Origin of the sequence: uncultured Victivallis sp., from assembly GCF_944391105.1 — a bacterium.
Taxonomy (GTDB): Bacteria; Verrucomicrobiota; Lentisphaeria; order Victivallales; family Victivallaceae; genus Victivallis.
Genome location: NZ_CALXSK010000012.1, coordinates 18,176 through 38,061, shown reverse-complemented (window position 1 = coordinate 38,061; position 19,886 = coordinate 18,176). Strand labels below are relative to the sequence as shown.

Sequence of the window (19,886 nt, the reverse complement as noted above, 5' to 3'; positions counted from 1 at the left end):
GGATTTTACATTTTTGTAAGATATGGCGGTACAGAAAGGCCCGTTCTCCGCTCATAACAGAGCTGGCACGATAATTGCTTATATCCTTTAAAAAAATTAACAATTCAGAAAGGAGCACTGAATTTTATGGAAAAGCAACGACAGCAACGGCGGTTTGACCGCCCTCCCGTGGCGGAGAACGGCCTCTACCGCTTCGCCAACGAACATGACGCATGCGGTGTCGGCATGGTAGCCGACCTCAACAATGTGCCGTCTCACAAAATTGTAACAATGGGTCTGACCGTGCTGAAGCGGCTCATGCACCGTGGCGCTTCCGGCGGTGATCCGAACACCGGTGACGGCGCCGGGCTGCTTCTGTCGATGCCGGACAAGTTTTTCCGCAAGACGGTTCCGAATCTTCCGGAACCTGGCGCTTACGGTGTCGCGATGATCTTCGGCGGAACCGGGCACGAGGCGGAAATCGAGTCGATCGTCAAGGGGGAGGGCGGTGAAATCCTCTGCTGGCGCGAGGTTCCGACCGTTCCTGACCGGATCGGTCGCGCAGCGCGCGAAAGCTGTCCGGAGATCCGTCAGCTCTTCATCGGCGGCGCAAATTATCCCGATCGCGCCGCGTTCGAACGCAAGCTCTTCGTCATGCGGCGTCTCATCGAGAAGTCCATCCCCGAAGCGTATATCTGCAGCATGTCCAGCCGCAGCATCGTCTACAAGGGATTGCTGCTCGCGACGCAGCTGGAGGCGTTCTATCCCGATCTCGGCGACCCGGACTTCCAGTCGCCGCTCGCACTTGTGCATCAACGGTACAGCACGAACACGTTTCCCACCTGGAATCTCGCGCACCCGTTCCGCTATCTCGCGCACAACGGAGAAATCAATACTCTGCGCGGAAATTTGAACAGTCTGCGCGCCCGCGAGCCGTTTCTCGCCTCGGAGCTCTTCGGTGACGACATGGCCAAGCTCCTGCCGCTCGTGGCGCCCGGGCAGAGCGACTCGGCTTCGCTCGACAACATGTTCGAACTGCTCGTGGCTGCGGGTCGTGACCTTGCGCACGCGCTTTTGATGCTCATGCCGCAGGCGTGGGGCAAGAATTACCATCTCGGACGCGACGTGCGCGGATTCTTCGAATATCACTCCGCTCTGATGGAGCCGTGGGACGGCCCCGCCGCGGTCGCTGCGAGCGATGGTGTGAACGCCTGTGCGATCCTCGATCGAAACGGACTGCGCCCCGCCCGCTACACACTCTGCCGGGACGGACTTTTTGTTCTCGCTTCGGAAACCGGCGTGCTCGATCTCGATCCGGCCGAGGTTGTGCGCAAGGGGCGGTTGCGTCCGGGCGAGATGATCTATCTCGATCTCGAACACCATCGGCTGCTCTCCGACCGCGAAATCAAGAACCGCGTCGCGCGGCAGAAGCCCTATCGCCGCTGGGTTGAGGAGAACAAGATTCCGGTTCATGGACTCTTTTCGGAAATCACTCCTGCGGAGGTTCCCGGCAATCTGCTCTATATGCAGAAGCTCTTCGGCTACACCCGTGAAGATGTCGAGATGCTGATCGGCCCGATGGCCGCGACCGGTCACGAACCGGTCGGCTCGATGGGCAACGATGCGGCGCTCGCCGTGCTCTCGACGAAGCCGCAGCTGCTCTTCAATTATTTCAAGCAGCTTTTTGCTCAGGTGACGAATCCGCCGATCGACCCGATCCGCGAAGAGCTGGTCATGAGTCTGCTCACCTACATCGGAAACAAGGGAAATATCCTCGCAGAAACTCCGCTGCATGCGCGGCTTGTGAAACTTCAACGTCCCGTGCTGACCGACGATGAACTTTCCCGGCTGCGCCACATCGGAGCGAACGATTTCCGGTCAAAGACACTGCCGATGGAATTCCCGGCCGGCGGGGACGGGCGACAGCTCGACAAGGCCTTGAAGCGGCTTGCCACCGACGCGATTGCCGCCGTGCGTGAGAACTGCCGGATTCTGATCCTTTCGGACCGGAATCCGTCCCCCGGCACGACGCCGATTCCGTCGCTGCTTGCGACGGCTGCCGTGAACCGCGCACTCTCGGCGGCGGGACTTCGCCCCGAGACCGGCGTTGTGGTCGAGTCCGGTGAAGTGCGCGAGATCATGCACTTCGCACTGCTGATCGGCTACGGCGCGACGGCGGTGAATCCGTACCTCGCGCTCGAAACCGTGACCGGGCTCGCCCGTTCCGGCGCGGTTTCCGTCGACCCGGTGACCGCGGCGACAAATTACATCAATGCGGTTGACAAGGGCCTTTTGAAGGTCATGTCCAAGATGGGGATTTCTACGCTGCGCAGCTATCGTTCCGGCCAGGTGTTTGAGGCGGTGGGGCTCTCGCGTGAACTCATCGACGAATATCTGCCCGGAACCGCCAGCCGCATCGGCGGCATCGGACTTGCCGAAATCGCCGAAGAAGCGAACACCCGCCGCGCAGCCGCGCAGCAGGAAAGCCCGCTCCTGCCGGACGGCGGCTCCTACCGGTTCCGCAAGGACGGGGAACAGCATCTCTGGACCCCCGCTTCGCTCGCGGCCTTCCGCCAGGCGGTGCAGACCGGCGACTACGCGAAGTTCAAGGAGTATTCGAAACTCATCGATGACCAGGCCGGACATCTCTGCACATTGCGCGGCCTCTTCGGATTTGTCGAGACCAGGAGCATTCCGATCGAGGAGGTCGAGAGTGTCGACTCGATCGTGAAACGGTTCGTCTCCGGTGCGATGTCGCTCGGGTCGCTCAGCCCGGAAGCGCATGAGACCATTGCGATCGCCATGAACCGGCTCGGCGGCATGAGCAACTGCGGCGAGGGCGGTGAAGACTCCTCCCGTTACGTGCCGACTCCGGAAGGCGACAGCAAGATGAGCGCGATCAAGCAGATCGCATCGGGCCGTTTCGGCGTGACCATCGACTATCTGCGCCACGCGAAGGATCTCCAGATCAAAATGGCGCAGGGCGCGAAGCCGGGCGAGGGGGGGCAGCTCCCCGGCCACAAAGTCGACCGCTTCATTGCGAAACTGCGCCATTCGATGCCGAATGTGACGCTGATCTCGCCGCCGCCGCACCATGACATCTATTCGATCGAGGATCTCGCGCAGCTCATCTACGATCTGCGGAACGCGAATCCGAAGGCGCGCGTCTCGGTCAAGCTTGTTTCGGAAGTCGGCGTCGGAACCATCGCCGCCGGTGTCGCCAAGGCGCATGCCGACGTGGTGCTCGTCGCCGGGCATGACGGCGGGACCGGCGCTTCGCCGTTGACCAGCATCAAGCATGCGGGACTGCCGTGGGAACTCGGCCTTGCGGAAACTCAGCAAACCCTTGTGTTGAACAACTTGCGCAATCGTGTGAAGGTGCAGGTCGACGGCCAGCTCAAGACCGGGCGCGACGTCGTGATCGGCGCGCTGCTCGGCGCTGAGGAGTTCGGATTCGCCACGACCGTACTTGTCTGTCTCGGCTGTGTGATGATGCGCAAATGCCATGAGAACTCCTGCCCGGTCGGCGTCGCGACCCAGGATCCGGAACTGCGCAAGCGCTTCGCCGGCAAGCCGGAGTATATCATCAACTTCCTGCGCTTCATCGCCGAAGAGGTGCGCGAACACCTCGCTCGCCTCGGACTGCACAGTCTCGACGAGGCATGCGGCCGCAGCGACCTGCTTGAGATGAATCGCGCGATCGACTTCTACAAGGCGCGCAATCTCGACTTCTCGAATCTGCTTCGTCCGGCGGCCGGGGCTGCGATCCGCTTTGATGCGGCTGCCCCGCACGAGCCGCTCGTAAACTTCGACCGGCGCGAACTTCTGCCGAAGCTCGCAGCAAGTCTCAAGAGCGGCAAGCCCGCTGAACTCGAGTGCGTGATCCGCAACGTCGACCGCACCGCCGGAACGGAACTTTCGGGCGAGGTGACGGAGCGTTTCGGGGAGAATGGTTTGCCGGAAGGGACGATCCGCGTGCACTTTACTGGTTGCGCGGGGCAGAGCTTCGGCGCATTTCTCGCGCCGGGCATCACGTTCGAACTCGCAGGCGAGGCGAACGACTTCGTCGGCAAAGGGCTTTCGGGCGGCTGCATTGTGATCCGTCCCGCTCCGGAGGCACGGTTCTGCGCGGCAGACAACGTCATCGCCGGCAACGTGATCGGTTACGGCGCCACCTCGGGGAAGATCTTCCTCGCGGGGCAGGCGGGCGAACGGTTCGCCATCCGCAACTCCGGCGCGACGCTCGTCACCGAAGGGGTCGGCGACCACGGCTGCGAATACATGACCGGCGGGCGCGTGGTCGTGCTCGGTTCGACCGGCGTGAACTTTGCGGCCGGCATGACCGGCGGCATCGCATATGTGTATGACGAGTCGGGCGACTTCGATCTGCGTTGCAACGTCGGGAGCGTCGACCTCGAGACGGTCGAGCCCGGCAGCGAGGACGAAGCCGAACTGCTCGGACTTCTGCGCGAACATGCCGCCGCGACCGGCAGCGAAAAGGCCGCCGCCGTTCTCGCGGACTGGGTCAACACCCGTCCGATGTTCGTAAAGGTGTTCCCGGTGGAATATCGCCAGGCGCTCGGACGCATGGCACGCGAGGACGCCGAGGCGGTCGACCGCCGCAAGGAAGACAATTGAAGTGCGGAATCTGTAAGGAGATACGACAATGAATCAGAGAATTCAGGAGATATACCGCCCGGTCGAATTGCGCCGCCGGGATTTTGATGAGGTCGAACGCACTCTTTCGTTCGATGAACTCAAGGGGCAGGCGGAACGCTGCATGAACTGCGGCATCCCGTTCTGCCACGGAACCGGCTGCCCGCTCGGCAATGTGATCCCCGAGATCAACGCGGCCGCGGGGGCCGGAAACTGGGAGAAAGCGTGGGATATCCTCTCCTCGACGAGTTCGTTCCCCGAGTTCACCAGCCGGATCTGCCCCGCTTTGTGCGAGGGGTCCTGCACGGATGGCATCAACAGCGAGCCGGTCATGATCCGGCAGCTGGAGAAGGCCGTGACCGAAACCGCATTCCGCAGTGGTTTCGTAAAGCCTCTCATTCCGGCAAAACGTACGGGCCGCCGCGTGGCCGTGATCGGTGCGGGCCCCGCAGGGCTTGCCGTCGCCGCGGCACTGAATCTCGCGGGACACGAGGTGACGGTTTTTGAAAAGAACGCCTCTCCCGGCGGTCTGCTGCGCTATGGCATTCCGGATTTCAAACTTGCGAAAAAGATCATCGACCGCCGGATCAACCTCATGCGTGAAGCCGGAATCCGGTTTGAACTCAACACCGAGGTCGGGCGCGACGTCTCGGGCGATTACCTTGCGCGCCGCAATGACGCGGTCGTTCTCGCCATCGGCACGCCGATGGCACGCGACTTGAAAATTCCGGGCCGTGAGGCCGCAGGGATCCATTTTGCGCTCGAATTCCTCCAGGGGCAGAATCGCGTTATCGGCCGCGAATGCGCGGATCTTCCGGTCTGCGCGACGGGGAAGCGTGTGGTCGTGATCGGCGGCGGTGACACCGGCAGCGACTGTGTCGGCACCTCGATCCGGCAGGGCGCCGAATCGATCCTCCAGATCGAGATCATGCCGAAACCGCCGGTGAACCGCTCCCCCTCGACCCCGTGGCCCCAGTGGCCCTATATGCTCCGGACGAGTTCGAGCCACAAGGAGGGAGGCGAACGGCGGTGGAATCTCGCATCGAAGCGGTTCCTTTCCGATGATGAGGGGCACGTCACCGGCATTGAGGCCGTGACGGTTGAGTGGGAACTTTCTCCGCTCGGCAAACCGCTCCGGTTCCATGAGGTGGCCGGGTCGGAAGAGATCATTCCTGCCGACCTCGTGTTGCTCGCAATGGGATTCATCGGCGTTCCGGCCGACGGAGTCGCCGCGGAACTCGGACTCAAGGTCGATGAGCGCGGGCGCGTGCAGGCCGCTCCGGAACGTGGAATCTTCTGCGCCGGTGACTGCGCCTCCGGCGCGTCGCTCGTGGTGCGGGCGATCGCGGCGGGACGGAGCGTCGCACAGGAGGCGGAGCGTTATCTTTCAGGAGGTGCGTTATGAAAATCTCCAAGTGGCACGGGCTCGGCAATGATTTCATTCTGACCGAGCTGCCGAAGAGTTCCACATTCGATATGCGCGGTGTAGCAGCGCGGCTCTGCGACCGTCATTTCGGCATCGGAGCAGACGGCGTCGTGACGATCCGTCATCTCTCGGGCAATGCGTTCGAGATGCGCATCTACAACGCCGACGGCTCCGAACCGGAGATGTGCGGCAACGCAACCCGCTGCGTCGGTCTCTACATCAAGCGACGCATGCTCGCGCACGGAAACGAATTTGAACTCCATACGAAAGGGGGAATCGTCCGTCCGAAAGTGCTCGAAAACGGCACGGTGCGGGTCGACATGGGGGAACCCCGGTTGCGGCGCGGAGAGATCCCCGTGACCGGCAACCCGGAATCGGAAGCCAGGGACGTGAAGCTGCATGTCGGCGGACGCGAATTTTCCGCGTTCTGCGTTTCGATGGGCAATCCGCACGCGGTCATTTTTGTTCCTGATATCCGGACCGTCGAGCTGGAGCAGTGGGGGCCGCTGTTTGAGTGCGATCCGCAATTTCCGGAGCGGATCAATGTCGAATTCGCAGAGGTCCGCGGTCCGCAGATGGTGCGGATGCGGGTCTGGGAGCGGGGGTGCGGCGTCACGCTCGCCTGCGGGACCGGCAGTTGCGCGACGGCGGTTGCGGGACGGCTCTCCGGCCGCACGGATTCGCGCGTGACCGTTCTGCTCGACGGCGGCGAACTTCAGGTGGAGTATTCCGAAGAGGACAATCACGTTTACATGACCGGCCCCGCCGTCGAGGTGTTCCGGGGAGAACTTGTGGAGAAGATCTGAAATGGTGCAAATCAATTCGAATTATCTGAAACTTCCCGGCAGCTATCTTTTTGCGGCGATGGCGAAGAAGGTTGCCGCCTATAAAGCCGCCCATCCCGAGGCCGACATCATCCGGCTCGGAATCGGCGACGTGACCCGTCCGCTCGCCCCCGCCGTCATCGAGGCGATGCACCGCGCGGTTGACGAGATGGCTTCGCCCGAGACCTTCCGCGGTTACGGACCGGAACAGGGGTACGACTTCCTGATTGATGCGATCATCCGCGGCGAATATGCGCCGCGCGGCGTTGAACTTGAACGAAATGAAGTGTTCGTAAGCGATGGATCCAAATGTGATGTCGGGAACATTCAGGAGATTTTCGACGGCCGCAGCCGCGTTGCGATCGGAGACCCCGTTTACCCGGTCTATCTCGATACAAACGTCATGGCCGGGCGTTCCGGAGAACTCGACGGAGCGACAGGACGGTTCGAGGGAATCACCTATCTCTCCGCCACCGCGGAAAACGGTTTCCGCCCGGCGCTGCCGGAACAGCCGGTAGATCTCATCTATCTCTGCAGCCCGAACAACCCCACCGGAACGGTTCTGCCGCGCGAGGAGCTGGCAAAATGGGTCATTTACGCGAAGGAGAACGGGAGCATCATCCTCTTTGACAGCGCTTACAGCTCCTTCATCCGTGATCCGGAACTGCCGCACAGCATCTACGAAATTCCCGGAGCAAAGGAGGTGGCGATCGAATTCAAATCGTTCTCCAAAACGGCGGGTTTCACGGGAGTGCGCTGTGCGTTCACCGTTGTTCCGGAAGCGCTCCGGGGGCGCGCCTCCGATGGATCGCTCCAGAGTCTGAATGCGCTCTGGAATCGGCGGCAGTGTACGAAATTCAACGGCGTTAACTATATTGTTCAGCGGGCGGCTGAGGCGGTTTATTCCGAGGCCGGGCAGCCGCAGATCCGCGAACAGATCGATTATTACATGGAGAATGCACGGATCATCCGTGAAGGGCTTTCGCAGGCGGGTTACACCGTCTTCGGCGGAGAAAATGCGCCATATATCTGGTGGAAACTTCCCGGAGGACTTGACTCCATGCGTTTTGCTGATACATTACTGGAACGATGCCGTGTGGTCGGAACCCCCGGTGTCGGATTCGGCCCGGGCGGAGAGGGATATTTCCGGCTGACCGCTTTCGGAGACCGGGAGCGCACCGTCGAAGCGGTGGAGCGCATCTGCGCGAGCTCACTTTTCGACTGAAACAACCAGCCGGACCGGGGAGATGATTCGGTATGATGGATGAACGATTAAAATCCGAAATCACCGTTCTGCAGGAGATCAGTTCGGCGATTGTGCACGAGCGCAACGTCGATGCCGTTCTCAACAAGGTGCTTGATGTGTTGAACCGCCGCATGGGAATGTTGCGCGGGACTTTCACGCTGCGCCATGGCGACATGCTCGTCATTGAGGCGTCACAGGGACTTGACGCGACGGAAAAACAGCTTGGCCGCTATCGGCTGGGGGAGGGGATCACCGGGCACGTCGCGGAAACCGGCCGCCCGCATCTGATCCCCGACATCCGCAGCGACCACCGTTTTCTGAATCGCACGAAATCACGGGATTACAAAGATCCGGTCGCATTCATCTGCGTGCCGATCATCCACCTGGAACAGGTGATCGGAACTTTGAGCATCGACCGGCTTATCACGCCGGACACCGATCTTGAGAACGACATGGCATTGCTTGAGATCATCGGCAATATCACTGCCGAGGCCGTCGCCGCCGTTATGAAGGAGCACGAAGAGCGCGAAAGTCTGCTCGAAGAGAACCGCAAACTGCGTGAGATGCTCTCGGAGAATCCCGGCGAAATGGTCGGCAACTGCCGCGCCATGCAGCAGGTGTACGAGTTGATCCGTCAGGTCGCGCCGTCCGATGCAACCGTGCTGATCCGCGGCAGTTCCGGAACCGGCAAGGAGCTCGTCGCCCGCGCAATTGTAAATCTCTCCAGCCGGAAGGATAAGCCGTTCGTCTGTCTGAACTGCGCGGCGCTGCCGGAAAACCTGGTCGAAAGCGAACTTTTCGGACATGAAAAAGGCGCATTCACGGGGGCGGTTGGCCGTCGGATCGGACGCGCCGAAGCTGCCGACGGCGGAACGCTCTTTCTCGATGAGATCGGCGACCTTTCGCTTCAGACGCAGGTAAAGCTGTTGCGGTTCATCCAGGAACGCACATTTTCGCGGGTGGGCAGCAATGTCGAGCTGCGGTCGAACGTCCGGTTTCTCGCGGCGACGAGTCGGAATCTGGAGGATCTCATGAGCCGCAAACTCTTCCGGGAAGACCTCTACTACCGGCTGAACATCTTTCCGATCGTCATGCCGGATCTGTCGAAGCGCAAGAGCGACATCATATTGCTTGCGGAGCATTTCATCGAAAAGATGAATGTGAAATACGGCAAGAAGGTGTCACGTCTCTCGACGCCCGCGATCAACATGCTCATGGCCTACCACTGGCCCGGCAATGTCCGGGAGTTGGAGAACTGCATCGAACGGGCGGTGCTCACGGCACAGGACGATTGCATTCATGGTTACAATCTTCCGCCGTCACTGCAGACCGGCAAGGAGTCCGGCTCGCAGCTTCTGCCGGACGGGAAGGCGTCGTTCAACGTTCTGGTGGATTCCTACGAACGCGAGCTTATTGTGGAGGCCCTGAAGCGGAACTCCGGCAACATGTCGGCGGCCGCTCGCAGTCTCGGACTTTCGCCGCGTGTGATTCATTATAAAATCAACAGGCTCGGCATTACTCCGGAGTGGTATGTTGATGGAGAATGAAATGATTGGTTATCAGGAGGTTGTGTTATGAAGAAAATTTTGATGATTGCCGGCGATTACGTCGAAGATTACGAGATGATGGTTCCGTTTCAGGCTCTTCAGATTTTCGGCAGCGAGGTGACAGCCGTCGCACCGGGGAAGAAGACGGGGGAGGTGATTCGAACCGCGATTCATGATTTCGAGGGTGATATGACCTACTCCGAAAAGCGCGGCCACAATTTTGTGCTGAACGGAGACTTCAACCTTGTGGAGGAGAAGAACTTCGATGCTCTTGTCCTGCCGGGAGGACGCTCTCCGGAATATCTGCGGCTCGACGTTCGGGTCATCGAGCTGATCCGGGCCTTTGACCGGCACAGAAAGCCGATTGCAGCCGTCTGTCACGGACCGCAGCTGCTCGCTGCCGCCGGAGTCATTGCCGGGAAACGGATCAGCGCCTATCCGGCGGTGCGACCTGAGGTCGAACTTGCCGGAGGAGAATTCGTCGATCTTCCGATGACCGGCGCCGTGACTGACGGCCACATCGTGACTGCACCGGCATGGCCTGCACATCCCGAATGGCTGCGTCAGCTGCTTGCTCTGTTGTGTTGAACAACACAGGTAATTACGGCAGATATTTTTCGCGCAGATAGGCGAGAAACGGGGCGGGGTTGATTTTCTCCGTCCCGGTCAATTTCCGCAGCAGTTCCCTTGGCGGGAGCGATGCGCCGAAGTGATGAACCTTTTCCCGCAGGAACGCGCGAAATGCGGCAAACCGTCCGGACGCGATTTCTTCATCAAGATCCGGTATCTCCTTGTGTGCGAGGCTCCACACCTGCGCAGCAATCAGGTTGCCGAGCGCGTAAGTCGGGAAGTAACCGAAACTTCCGCCTGCCCAGTGAACGTCCTGAAGAACGCCCGCAAGGTCGTTCGGGGGAACGAGTCCGAGGTATTGGCGCATCTTTTCGTTCCACGCCTCCGGGAGTTCCTCGACGGAGAGACGATTTTCGAACAGCGCCTTTTCGAGGTCGTACCGCAGCAGAATGTGCAGATTGTAGGTGGCTTCATCCGCCTCAATGCGCACGAGCGAGCACTCGACCCGGTTGATCGCTCCGTAGAAGCGTTCAAGCGAAATGGTTCCGAGCTCCCCCGGGAATTTTCGCTGCATGTACGGGTAGAACCAGCGCCAGAACGGCAGCCCGCGCCCGACCTGATTCTCCCAGAGCCGCGACTGCGATTCGTGGAACGCGAGCGACGCACCGTCCGCCAGCGGGGTGCGGTCAAACTTCCGATCGATTCCCTGCTCATAAATGGCGTGCCCCGCCTCGTGAATCGTGCTGAAAAGGCACGAGAGCGGCAGTTGCGGAAACGCCTTTGTCGTGATCCGCACATCCGAGAGCCCGAAGCTCGTTGTGAATGGATGCTCCGTCAGGTCGATGCGGCCTCGCCGGAAGTCGTAACCGATCCGCTTCGCCGCGAATCGTGCAAGCTCAAGCTGCTTTTTCGTCGAAAACGGATGGTCATGAAGGAACGAATCATCCGGCTGCTTCCGGTCGGCGGCTTCGCGGACCAGCGCGGTCTGTTCTTTTCGAAGCACGGCAAAGACCGGATCGATTTCCGCGACGGTGAGCCCTTCCTCATAATCGTCCAGCAGCGGATCGAGCGGATGAGCAGCCGGGGTGTAGAGCGCGGACTGCTCCTGACGCAGTTTCAGGAGTTTTTCCAGATGCGGCGCAAAGGATGAGAATTTCTGCTCCTCGCGCGCCCGTAACCAGGCTCCGTAGGCGGCGGAACTTGCCGCCCCGATCTCCCGCACGAGCCGGGCGGGCATTTTTCGCTCTTTTTCGAAATTGTTCCGGAGTTTCCGCAGCAGCGCCGCTTCGAATGAGCCGGGTTCATACTTTGCGGCTTCCGCACTCTCCAGTGCGTGGGCGAATGCGCGGGAGGTGAGTTTTTCATGAACGACACCTGCGAGAGTCTCCATCTGTGCGGCCCGTCCGTCGGCTGCGCCGGCCGGCAGATAAGTCTGCATATCCCACTCCAGAAGCGCGAGCGTCGCAGCAAGGTCACGGATTTCATGAACTTGCGCCAGCAATATGTTGAATTCTTTCGACATGGTATCCCCCAGATTCATCATTGGTTTCTTCATAATATAAATGTGTGGAGGCGGAATGCAAGGGGAGAGTTGGTTCTGCTTGACTTTTCCGGGAAATCTGCTAATGTAATGCGGTGTCGGAGCGCCGTCTTACCGCGGCGGAAAATTGCAAAGCAAACATGGAGGACAGAAAGATGAAATCGATCCGGGGAACCGAAACCGAAAAGAACCTCATGAAATCTTTCGCCGGGGAGTCCCAGGCGCGCAACCGTTACACCTATTTTGCCGGCGTCGCCCGCAAAGAGGGATATGTTCAGATTGCGAACATCTTCGAGGAGACCGCAAATCAGGAAAAAGAGCATGCAAAACGTTTCTTCAAGTTTCTTGAAGGCGGCGATCTTGAAATTACCGCGAGTTTCCCGGCCGGGGTCATCTCGGACACGGTCGCGAACCTGACTGCTGCCGCGGGCGGAGAGTACGAGGAGTGGAGTTCGATGTACCCGGCGTTTGCGGAAGTCGCCCGCAAGGAAGGGTTTCCGGAAATTGCCGAGGTGTGGGACCGCGTCTGTGTCGCAGAAAAACAGCATGAGCGTCGTTATCGTGGATTGCTGGAAAATCTGAAGAATTCCACCGTTTTCAAGAAATCGACTGAGGTTGTCTGGCGCTGCCTGAACTGCGGTTATCTGCATGTCGGCTTTGAAGCGCCGGCGGTCTGTCCGGCCTGTGCTCACCCGCAGGCTTACTTCGAGGTTCTTGCCGAGAACTGGTGATTTCCGCCATCAACCGGAAAATCGGGGAGGGGAGGGCTTTGGCTGGCGTCGTGGTTGGCCGGAGTCCTTCCCGATGATTGTTGATGGAATGTTGCAATTGCTGTGCATGATTGCGGCAGGAAATGCAACATCGGGGTAACGTGTGTTTTTTTGAGTTTTATTGCTCTGCTTACTTCCGGCTGCTCATTTGTTGTCTTTCGATGCAGCGATCCGATATTTGAGGCGGATCCACTGCAATTTCGTTTTGGCCTCCCGGTGTATTCTCCTTTCGCTCGAAGATAGTTTTATTGTCTTATTCTCTCTGTCATCGTTTCTGAATATCGAATTCATCCGCATCAGGAAAGCGTATAACCCGCCGCATATTTTCTTTTTCCCTGCGGTTCATTCCAGATTTCGGGAAAATAAAACGGATGGGGCAGGGGACTTTATTGACGGAACCAGGCCGCGGATCGTTTTTCTGATCAGGCCATTACGGAGGGAGCGGCGCAGCCTGAGTTAAAAAAGTTCATGGATATTATCGCCGATGGATTCCGCAGACTTACCACGGCGGAAAAGGCTTTGCTTCGGAACTATGCCGCCATTGATGATTACGAACGAGCTTCCGGTTTGCTTTTCAAGCGCGGAATTGAATTCCATAAAGACGCTGTCGGGGTGTTGTAATGGTTTACGTTTTATATGACAAGTTAGGCAACTGGCTGATCAAGTTGCAGGATTCTATCCATTTCGGCATAGAATTCAGTGATTCGGAAGAATGGGGAGAAAACTTTTGCTCTTCACTTGCCGATGCAATCGCCGATATTCTCAATCGTCAACTTCAAAACAAGGAGAAACCAAACATGCCCGGATATTGGAAACGTGCCTCGGAACGTGCTTTATCGATCGATGCAGAGCGCGCCGCAGAAAACGAACATCAAAATCTTCTCGATCTGATCCGCGATGCCTTGCAGCATTCCGCCGATGATGCTGAGCTTCGTGTTCGTTTGCAGAAGATTCTCGACGAGAGGGGGGATTCCGGCGCCAATATATAACGTCGCATAATGTGCGTTATGTTAAGTATCGAGCCAGGATTTCCGGGGAGGGGATGTCCGGAGAAAAGTCGCCGGATTTTCCGGAAAAATCCTCTCCATATAGATTGATAATGTCAACCTTTGAAGGTATCTTATAAAAATGGTTGTTCTACGAAAGCGAAAACATGAAAGAGTATGATGTTATTGTAATCGGCGCCGGTCATGCCGGGTGCGAAGCCGCTTTCGCCGCGGCCCGGGTCGGCGCATCGGTGATGCTCATTACGCTGAATCTGGATCACATCGCCCAGATGAGCTGCAATCCCGCAGTCGGCGGAATCGCCAAAGGACAGGTCGTGCGCGAAATTGATGCCATGGGTGGAGCCCAGGGCATGGTGACCGATGCCGCATCCATCCAATTCCGGATGTTGAATCAGACCAAGGGACCGGCCGTATGGTCCCCTCGGTCGCAATGTGACAAGGTCGTGTATCAGCGCGGGATGAAACTGTTGCTCGAAGAGACACCGGGAATCGACCTTCTTCAGGCGGAAGTCACCGGATTTCTGGTGGAAAACGGCGGGATTGCCGGCGTTGTGAATCAGTTCGGAGACCAGATCCGCTGCCGCGCCGTCGTCGTCACTACCGGAACTTTTCTGAACGGCAAACTCCATTACGGAATGCGGAATTTTCCCGGCGGGCGAGCGGGCGATTTCCCGTCGAACGCGCTCTCCTGCGCCCTTGCGGAACAGCTCAATCTCCGCATTGGACGACTCAAAACCGGCACGCCTCCGCGAATCCTTGCCAAAACCATCGATTTCTCCGCCATGCGCATCCAGGAAGCCGCAGGGCAGGAGGAGGAGTTCTGCAACTGGAGCGAGGCATTGCGTCCCCCCCTTCCCCGCGCCCGGAAACACGACCTGCCTTGTCACATGGTTTATTCGACGGAGAAAACGGCGGAGATCGTTCGGGAAAATATTCAATATTCTCCCATGTATCAAGGTGTTATCAAAGGAATTGGTACACGCTATTGTCCGTCGTTCGAAGATAAGGTCGTGCGTTTCCCGCAACACCCGGTCCATCTGCTTTATCTTGAACCCGAGGGAGCCCAGACCAGGGAATACTACATCAACGGCATCTCGACGAGTCTCCCGGTCGAGGTTCAGCGACAGATGATTCACTCGATCCCGGGGATGGAACGGGCTGTGATTTCACGCTACGCCTATGCGATCGAATATGATTTCCTTTATCCCGATCAGCTGGAGCGTTCACTGCGGGTCAAATCCTGGCCCAACCTCTTCACCGCCGGCCAGATCAACGGGACGAGCGGCTATGAGGAGGCTGCCGGTCAGGGGCTGGTCGCCGGGCTCAATGCCGCACGCACGGCCGCCGGAAAGAGCACTGTCGAATTCGGACGGGAAAAAAGCTACATCGGGGTCATGATCGATGACCTCTGTACCAAGGAGATCATCGAACCCTATCGACTCTTCACAAGCCGCGCCGAATATCGCTTGACCCTGCGGCAGGACAATGCCGACCTGCGGCTCTCGGAACAGGCACATGAACTCGGACTTCTGCCCGAGGAGAAATACCGCGAATTTGCAACCTACCGGGCGGAGCTGGAACGCGTCGTCACCTGTTTCCGCAATACGAAATCAGCGGGGAAACCGCTGCTCGTTCATCTGAAGGAACTTCCGGACACCGTTTCCAGAGAGGAGGCGCACGATCACCTCCCCTTCCCCGCCGGCCTGCTGCCGGAGTTTCCGGAGGGGCGTCTCGGGCGGCGCATCTGGCGTGAACTCATGGTGGAGGCTCGTTACGACGGGTATCTGCAGCGCGAAGTTGCGGAGATCAATCGGATGCGGAAACTGGAAGCATTGGAAATGCCGGCTGATTTCGACTATGAAACGGTGAAGGGGCTCAGCAACGAAGCACGTTCCAAACTGGTCAAAGTACGCCCGACCACCCTCGCCCAGGCGGGACGGATCGATGGCGTGACCCCCGCCGATATCGCGTTGCTCCAGATTTCGATCGTTCGCCGGAACCGGGAGAATGCCGGAGCATGAGCCGTCCCGGAACAACTGCATGGAAGCGACTCTGCCGCAGTAAACTTGCGATGATTTCGCTGGGGATTGTTCTGCTGTATGTGCTTGCCGCAGTCGGAACCGAACTTTACACGGTCTGGTGCGAACACCATAAAATCATTCCGATTTATAACGTTGTGGATGATGCGGCACGGTACGCCCCCCCCTCCCCCGGTCACTGGCTCGGAACGGATTATCAGGGGCGGGACGTGCTGTTGCGGGCGATCGCGGGAAGCGCCACTGCGGTGAAGGTCGGCGTCATTGCAAGTCTGATTTCCGCTGTCATCGGCGTGTTGCTCGGTGCCGTCGCGGGATTTTTCGGCGGAAAATTCGATGACATCGTCGTCTGGCTGTACAGTACGTTCGCTTCGATGCCGACTTTGTTGTTCATTCTGGCCTTCGCGTTGCTGGTCTCGCGCAACTTTCTGCCGGACAGCCTGATGCTGATAGCCGAAGGTATCGGGAGCCTCCTCCGGGCCGAGCCGGGGATGCTCGCAATTTACCTCGCAATCGGCATCACGGGATGGGTCACGCTCTGCCGGGTGGTTCGGGCTGAGGCGATGAAACTCCGAAACATGCCGTTCGTTGCGGCAGCGCGAGTCGCGGGTGTAAGCGGCCCGGTTATTGTGCTGCGCCATATTCTGCCGAATGTATTTCATCTGGTCATCATCTACTTCACACTCTCGTTCGCCGGAGCGATCATGCTGGAGGTGATCGTAAGCTATCTCGGCTTCGGTGCACAGGGCGCACCCAGCTGGGGCGTGATGATCTCTGATGGACAGGAACGTCTCTGGCGCGGCATCTGGTGGGAGATTGTCGCGGCAACCGGCTTCATGTTCGTACTTGTCCTCGCTCTGAATGTCCTGGGGGATGCACTGCGCGATGCGCTTGATCCACGCCAGCGGAACAGTTGAGGGATTTGCTTACGGTTCGGCCGGAATTTCTTTCGGAACACTTTCCGGTTCTGGCAACGGTCCGCTGCCGGATTCCGGTTCCGGATCGCGCGGATCAAGCTCCTCCAGGAGTCTGAACCCGAGCAGGCGGAAAAAGACCCAGAACGGCAGTACAATGACTGCCCGGATATAAGGCACACTGGTCAACAGCAGCAGGAAGATGCAGCAGGTCAACGCCGAAGCTGCCAGCACTGCGATCAGAAACCCGAACCAGACAACCATGATGACCAGATAATACAGGAAGCAGATCCCGAAGTGTTTCCAGATAAGCCGGTTCATCACCCGGAGCCCCTGTCTGAACGTGAGCTTGTCCCGGTACATGATCGGAATCAGCAGCTGATAGAAGAACCACATGTAGTAGCCGAGAATGATTGCGGACACAAGCAAAATCCCCAAGCAGATCCAGATACCGGGGCCCGGCAGAGACACCTCGCCGGCGGCCAGTTCCGTCAGGTAGGCAATGAGCATGGGCATGAGGATGGCCAGAATCACCATATAGTAGAGGAATACGAGACAATTCACCAGAAAACTGCCGATAAAATAGGAATTTCCGATTTTCCGGTATTCCCGCCAGGGATTCCTGACTTCCTGCGTCCCGCGAAGCAGATTGGCAAGGAGCACAAACTCAAATCGGCAACGCACCCAGTAAACAACCAGACAGAGAATCAGATAGCCGATGTAGAGGGCCGCAATCAGGCAGATGATTCCGGTATACGGTTCGAGTTCCTGCAGCAGCCGGCTCCACAAGGTTCCCTCCGTTCCCTTGAAGATATTGTGCACCGTCTGGTTAAACGATTCGGATTGCTCCAGATTCTGAAACACCGGTTCGAGAATTCTCTGCTGAATACTCGCCAGATCATAGATGAGGATTGTCATCCATGCACAGAAACCGAGGATCAGCCATTTTTTGAAATCAAACGGCTTGAACAGCAGCCCCACCATTCGTTTCCAGGAGTCGGTCAGAACCTGATCCAGCGAAATCGCCCGTTTTTCCATGAAAAATCCCCCGCATTGGTTGTTACGCCATACAGTACTCCGTTTTCCGGAAGATGCAAGCCGAGTCAAAGACGTTTGCCTTTTTTTATCTGACGAGGTATAGTAAACGTATGGAACTCAATCAAAATACAAGTCGTGATCGATTTCGAATGCTGACCGCGTTCGCCATGATTTTGTTTGTCTTTGCGCTTTTTCTGGGAAAGGAAACCGTCTGGGCACCATGCCGGAACGCGATCCGCGCCTGGAGCTGGGATGTCGTTCCTGCGACGGTGATTTCGAGCCGGATCGACATTCTGCCGGGAACCGGAGAGGGTGTTTTCCGGATCGACTATCGATATGAATATGAAGGAAATGTCTTCGGATCAACCCGTTACGGATTCTTTTCAGAGGACTTTCGCCGGAAAACGCAGCTGCTCGAGCCGCTTCTTCGGCAATATCCCGCGAAGGAGCGGATCAACTGCTATGTCGATCCGACGTCACCTCTGGAGGCGGTCATTGACCGCGGTATTCCCCCGCGTTATTGGGTTCGTGGAGTCGCGGTTCTTGCCGGGATGGCTCTCGGCATCGGATTGTTTGTCTACGCCGTCCGACTCCGACTTCGGGAACGGCGGATCCAGCGGCTTCGTTTTGCCGCGAACCGCAGAAGAAGCTGAAAAAACTTCCCGGAGAAGACTCTCCCCGGGAAGTTTGCTTTGTTTTTTTAACGCCGATCCGGATCAAGACCGATCTGATCAAATCCATACTCGTTTTCATCGAGGGATTTAAGACCAAACTCCTCGATTTTCCGCTTCGTCTGTCCGGAGAGCGTTTCGATTTCTCCGGGAATCCGGGTTGTGGGTGTTCCCGGGTTGACGGTCAGGACCGCCACGATCCGGCTCTTTTTAACCGTTTCGCTCTCTCCCGAAAAGAGCCACCCGAGTCCCGGAATATCCCCGAGAAACGGAACCTTGCTCACGCTTCGGACCAGATCGGACTTCTCCAACCCGCCGATGTAGAAGACGCTGCCCTTGTTGTTGACCTGCAGCGTGGTCTCCAGTTCGGTTCGGCTGGTGCGCGGAGTCCCGTCGCTGTGGAATCCGAGCAGGTTCGTGTTCTCCATCGCAACCCGGACGATTGTCGACTCACCGTAAACTTCGGGCAGAAGTTCCATCCGGAAGCCGAATTCCGCGTTATTGGTTTTGCGCAGCCGGCTCTCTTTCACGGTCGTGACGGTGGTTTCGCCGGGTTTGTTCGTGGTCAACGTCAAAGGTTCGCTCTGACCCGGAATCGAAATGGTGATTTCGGATGTGTCGTTTGCGGTTTCCGCAATCTCCGTCTCTCCATCACCGATGACGGGGAAACGGGTCACGCTCTCGACCGTGCCCACCGCCTTGTTCCAGACATTCAGCGTTCCGCTGGTCAGCACTTTCGCCTTGCTTTTGCTGACGAGAAAGTCCAGATACTTCGCGTTCCACTTCGGATTGAAGTTGATGTAGTTCACATGGGCATCCTTGACCATTTCCGTTGCGTTGCCGATCGTTCCGATCAGCGGATCCCATCCGTTCAGATAGGTTGCTCCCGCTGCGAAGAGATCAGCGCCGGGACCGTTCTTCCACGCCTGGAAATCGACTCCGAGATTGCCGTCGTTCTCGCTGTCGATCTCATAGATCGTATAGGTGAACAGCGCTTCCGAGAGCGGCGTATCGTACTGCGCGAGCAGAGCTTCGATGTTCTTCTGAGAAATCGGCGTACAGAAGAACAGCAGTGCGTTCATGCCGTTGTCCGGTCGAACAGTGTCCACTCCGTCGAGTTCGACGGCATCGTCGGCGTGCATGATTCCGACCTGTTCAATCAGTTTCGCCAGCGTCGTCGCATCGAAATATTTCGCATAGTAGACGAAGAAGCGGCGTCCGGCCTGTGCGGAGAGATCGGGTCGATCCAGCATCTCGACGACCTGGTCGATGGTCATTCCGTTGTCGAGTTTTTCAAAGCGGTACTGTTCCGCCGAGACGATCACCATTCCGGTGCCGTCGACATATTTGATCGCTTCTACTTTCGTCTCGTTCGTGTCGATCCGCCGGGACCGGATGGCCGACATCAGATACGGCCGGATCTCGTAGGGATCTGCATGCTTGAGTTTATACACTTTCGTATAGACATACGGATCGTTGTTCGTATTGATGAACGTGATTTCGTCGGTCGACTTGTCGATCGACACGTTCAGCTGCGGCTGAACCTGGGTCGGAAGCGCCGGTGGAGTCGGGATATCCACGGTTCCCGCACAGAGTTTCCCCGAAACGAGAAACGCGGCGAGAACACCCGATGTAAGTTTCGGATTGAAAACCATTTGAATT

At 58.1% G+C, this 19,886-nt stretch carries 15 protein-coding genes; 12 read left to right on the top strand and 3 right to left on the bottom strand.

The features are described from left to right. Window positions 1-126: 126 nt before the first annotated feature. The 6 genes from gltB to Q0K10_RS05805 are packed head-to-tail and all read left to right on the top strand — an operon-like array spanning window position 127 to window position 10,266. A complete protein-coding gene (gene gltB / locus Q0K10_RS05830) occupies window positions 127-4,617 on the top strand; it encodes a glutamate synthase large subunit (RefSeq protein ID WP_294504471.1) in 4,491 nt (1,496 codons plus the stop codon). 28 nt (window positions 4,618-4,645) lie between these two features. Further along, the gene (locus Q0K10_RS05825) at window positions 4,646-6,040 is read left to right on the top strand and encodes a glutamate synthase subunit beta (protein WP_294504469.1); all 1,395 of its coding nucleotides are present in this window, start codon (window positions 4,646-4,648) and stop codon (window positions 6,038-6,040) included. Beyond that, window positions 6,037-6,867, top strand: a complete 831-nt coding sequence (dapF, locus tag Q0K10_RS05820; RefSeq protein ID WP_294504467.1) for a diaminopimelate epimerase — start codon at window positions 6,037-6,039, stop codon at window positions 6,865-6,867. Before Q0K10_RS05825 ends, dapF begins: the two co-directional genes overlap by 4 nt. A 1-nt stretch (window position 6,868) precedes the next feature. Further along, the gene (locus Q0K10_RS05815; protein ID WP_294504465.1) at window positions 6,869-8,110 is read left to right on the top strand and encodes an LL-diaminopimelate aminotransferase; all 1,242 of its coding nucleotides are present in this window, start codon (window positions 6,869-6,871) and stop codon (window positions 8,108-8,110) included. 32 nt (window positions 8,111-8,142) lie between these two features. Then, a complete protein-coding gene (locus Q0K10_RS05810) occupies window positions 8,143-9,678 on the top strand; it encodes a sigma 54-interacting transcriptional regulator (RefSeq protein ID WP_294504463.1) in 1,536 nt (511 codons plus the stop codon). Window positions 9,679-9,705: 27 nt separating this feature from the next. Further along, window positions 9,706-10,266, top strand: coding sequence for a DJ-1/PfpI family protein (locus tag Q0K10_RS05805; protein WP_294504461.1), 561 nt, complete (start codon window positions 9,706-9,708; stop codon window positions 10,264-10,266). 13 nt (window positions 10,267-10,279) lie between these two features. Here the strand turns inward: Q0K10_RS05805 and Q0K10_RS05800 are convergent, their stop codons facing one another. After that, window positions 10,280-11,770 (bottom strand): carboxypeptidase M32, encoded by a 1,491-nt coding sequence (locus Q0K10_RS05800; RefSeq protein ID WP_294504458.1) that lies wholly within the window; start codon window positions 11,768-11,770, stop codon window positions 10,280-10,282. A 173-nt stretch (window positions 11,771-11,943) separates the two neighbouring features. Between Q0K10_RS05800 and rbr the strand changes: the two genes are divergently transcribed. The 5 genes from rbr (at window position 11,944) to Q0K10_RS05775 (ending at window position 16,518) form a co-directional block, all read left to right on the top strand. Further along, window positions 11,944-12,519 carry a rubrerythrin gene (gene rbr, locus Q0K10_RS05795; RefSeq protein WP_294504456.1) on the top strand — a complete coding sequence of 192 codons (576 nt, stop codon included), beginning with the start codon at window positions 11,944-11,946 and terminating at the stop codon, window positions 12,517-12,519. Between the two features lie 507 nt (window positions 12,520-13,026). Continuing rightward, the gene (locus Q0K10_RS05790) at window positions 13,027-13,179 is read left to right on the top strand and encodes a hypothetical protein (protein ID WP_294504454.1); all 153 of its coding nucleotides are present in this window, start codon (window positions 13,027-13,029) and stop codon (window positions 13,177-13,179) included. Continuing rightward, on the top strand, window positions 13,179-13,547 hold the full coding sequence (locus tag Q0K10_RS05785; protein WP_294504452.1) for a hypothetical protein: 369 nt from the start codon (window positions 13,179-13,181) through the stop codon (window positions 13,545-13,547). Before Q0K10_RS05790 ends, Q0K10_RS05785 begins: the two co-directional genes overlap by 1 nt. 164 nt (window positions 13,548-13,711) lie before the next feature. Further along, complete coding sequence (mnmG, locus tag Q0K10_RS05780; protein WP_294504450.1) at window positions 13,712-15,586, top strand: tRNA uridine-5-carboxymethylaminomethyl(34) synthesis enzyme MnmG; 1,875 nt, start codon at window positions 13,712-13,714, stop codon at window positions 15,584-15,586. Then, window positions 15,583-16,518: an ABC transporter permease gene (locus Q0K10_RS05775; protein ID WP_294504448.1), complete on the top strand. Its 936-nt coding sequence runs from the start codon at window positions 15,583-15,585 to the stop codon at window positions 16,516-16,518. The genes mnmG and Q0K10_RS05775 overlap by 4 nt, the downstream gene beginning before the upstream one ends. 9 nt (window positions 16,519-16,527) lie before the next feature. Here the strand turns inward: Q0K10_RS05775 and Q0K10_RS05770 are convergent, their stop codons facing one another. Next, a complete protein-coding gene (locus tag Q0K10_RS05770) occupies window positions 16,528-17,553 on the bottom strand; it encodes a hypothetical protein (protein WP_294504446.1) in 1,026 nt (341 codons plus the stop codon). Window positions 17,554-17,663: 110 nt separating this feature from the next. Between Q0K10_RS05770 and Q0K10_RS05765 the strand changes: the two genes are divergently transcribed. Then, complete coding sequence (locus tag Q0K10_RS05765; RefSeq protein ID WP_294504444.1) at window positions 17,664-18,206, top strand: DUF3592 domain-containing protein; 543 nt, start codon at window positions 17,664-17,666, stop codon at window positions 18,204-18,206. Between the two features lie 47 nt (window positions 18,207-18,253). Here the strand turns inward: Q0K10_RS05765 and Q0K10_RS05760 are convergent, their stop codons facing one another. Next, window positions 18,254-19,879: a hypothetical protein gene (locus Q0K10_RS05760; RefSeq protein WP_294504442.1), complete on the bottom strand. Its 1,626-nt coding sequence runs from the start codon at window positions 19,877-19,879 to the stop codon at window positions 18,254-18,256. Window positions 19,880-19,886: the final 7 nt, after the last annotated feature.

Coding starts and splice junctions, on each gene's coding strand:
- Q0K10_RS05800 (WP_294504458.1), bottom strand. CDS start 11,770: ATGTCGAAAGAATTCAACATATTGCTGGCGCAAGTTCATGAAATCCGT.
- Q0K10_RS05815 (WP_294504465.1), top strand. CDS start 6,869: ATGGTGCAAATCAATTCGAATTATCTGAAACTTCCCGGCAGCTATCTT.
- gltB (WP_294504471.1), top strand. CDS start 127: ATGGAAAAGCAACGACAGCAACGGCGGTTTGACCGCCCTCCCGTGGCG.
- Q0K10_RS05760 (WP_294504442.1), bottom strand. CDS start 19,879: ATGGTTTTCAATCCGAAACTTACATCGGGTGTTCTCGCCGCGTTTCTC.
- dapF (WP_294504467.1), top strand. CDS start 6,037: ATGAAAATCTCCAAGTGGCACGGGCTCGGCAATGATTTCATTCTGACC.
- mnmG (WP_294504450.1), top strand. CDS start 13,712: ATGAAAGAGTATGATGTTATTGTAATCGGCGCCGGTCATGCCGGGTGC.
- Q0K10_RS05805 (WP_294504461.1), top strand. CDS start 9,706: ATGAAGAAAATTTTGATGATTGCCGGCGATTACGTCGAAGATTACGAG.
- rbr (WP_294504456.1), top strand. CDS start 11,944: ATGAAATCGATCCGGGGAACCGAAACCGAAAAGAACCTCATGAAATCT.
- Q0K10_RS05765 (WP_294504444.1), top strand. CDS start 17,664: ATGGAACTCAATCAAAATACAAGTCGTGATCGATTTCGAATGCTGACC.
- Q0K10_RS05785 (WP_294504452.1), top strand. CDS start 13,179: ATGGTTTACGTTTTATATGACAAGTTAGGCAACTGGCTGATCAAGTTG.
- Q0K10_RS05790 (WP_294504454.1), top strand. CDS start 13,027: ATGGATATTATCGCCGATGGATTCCGCAGACTTACCACGGCGGAAAAG.
- Q0K10_RS05810 (WP_294504463.1), top strand. CDS start 8,143: ATGATGGATGAACGATTAAAATCCGAAATCACCGTTCTGCAGGAGATC.
- Q0K10_RS05775 (WP_294504448.1), top strand. CDS start 15,583: ATGAGCCGTCCCGGAACAACTGCATGGAAGCGACTCTGCCGCAGTAAA.
- Q0K10_RS05770 (WP_294504446.1), bottom strand. CDS start 17,553: ATGGAAAAACGGGCGATTTCGCTGGATCAGGTTCTGACCGACTCCTGG.
- Q0K10_RS05825 (WP_294504469.1), top strand. CDS start 4,646: ATGAATCAGAGAATTCAGGAGATATACCGCCCGGTCGAATTGCGCCGC.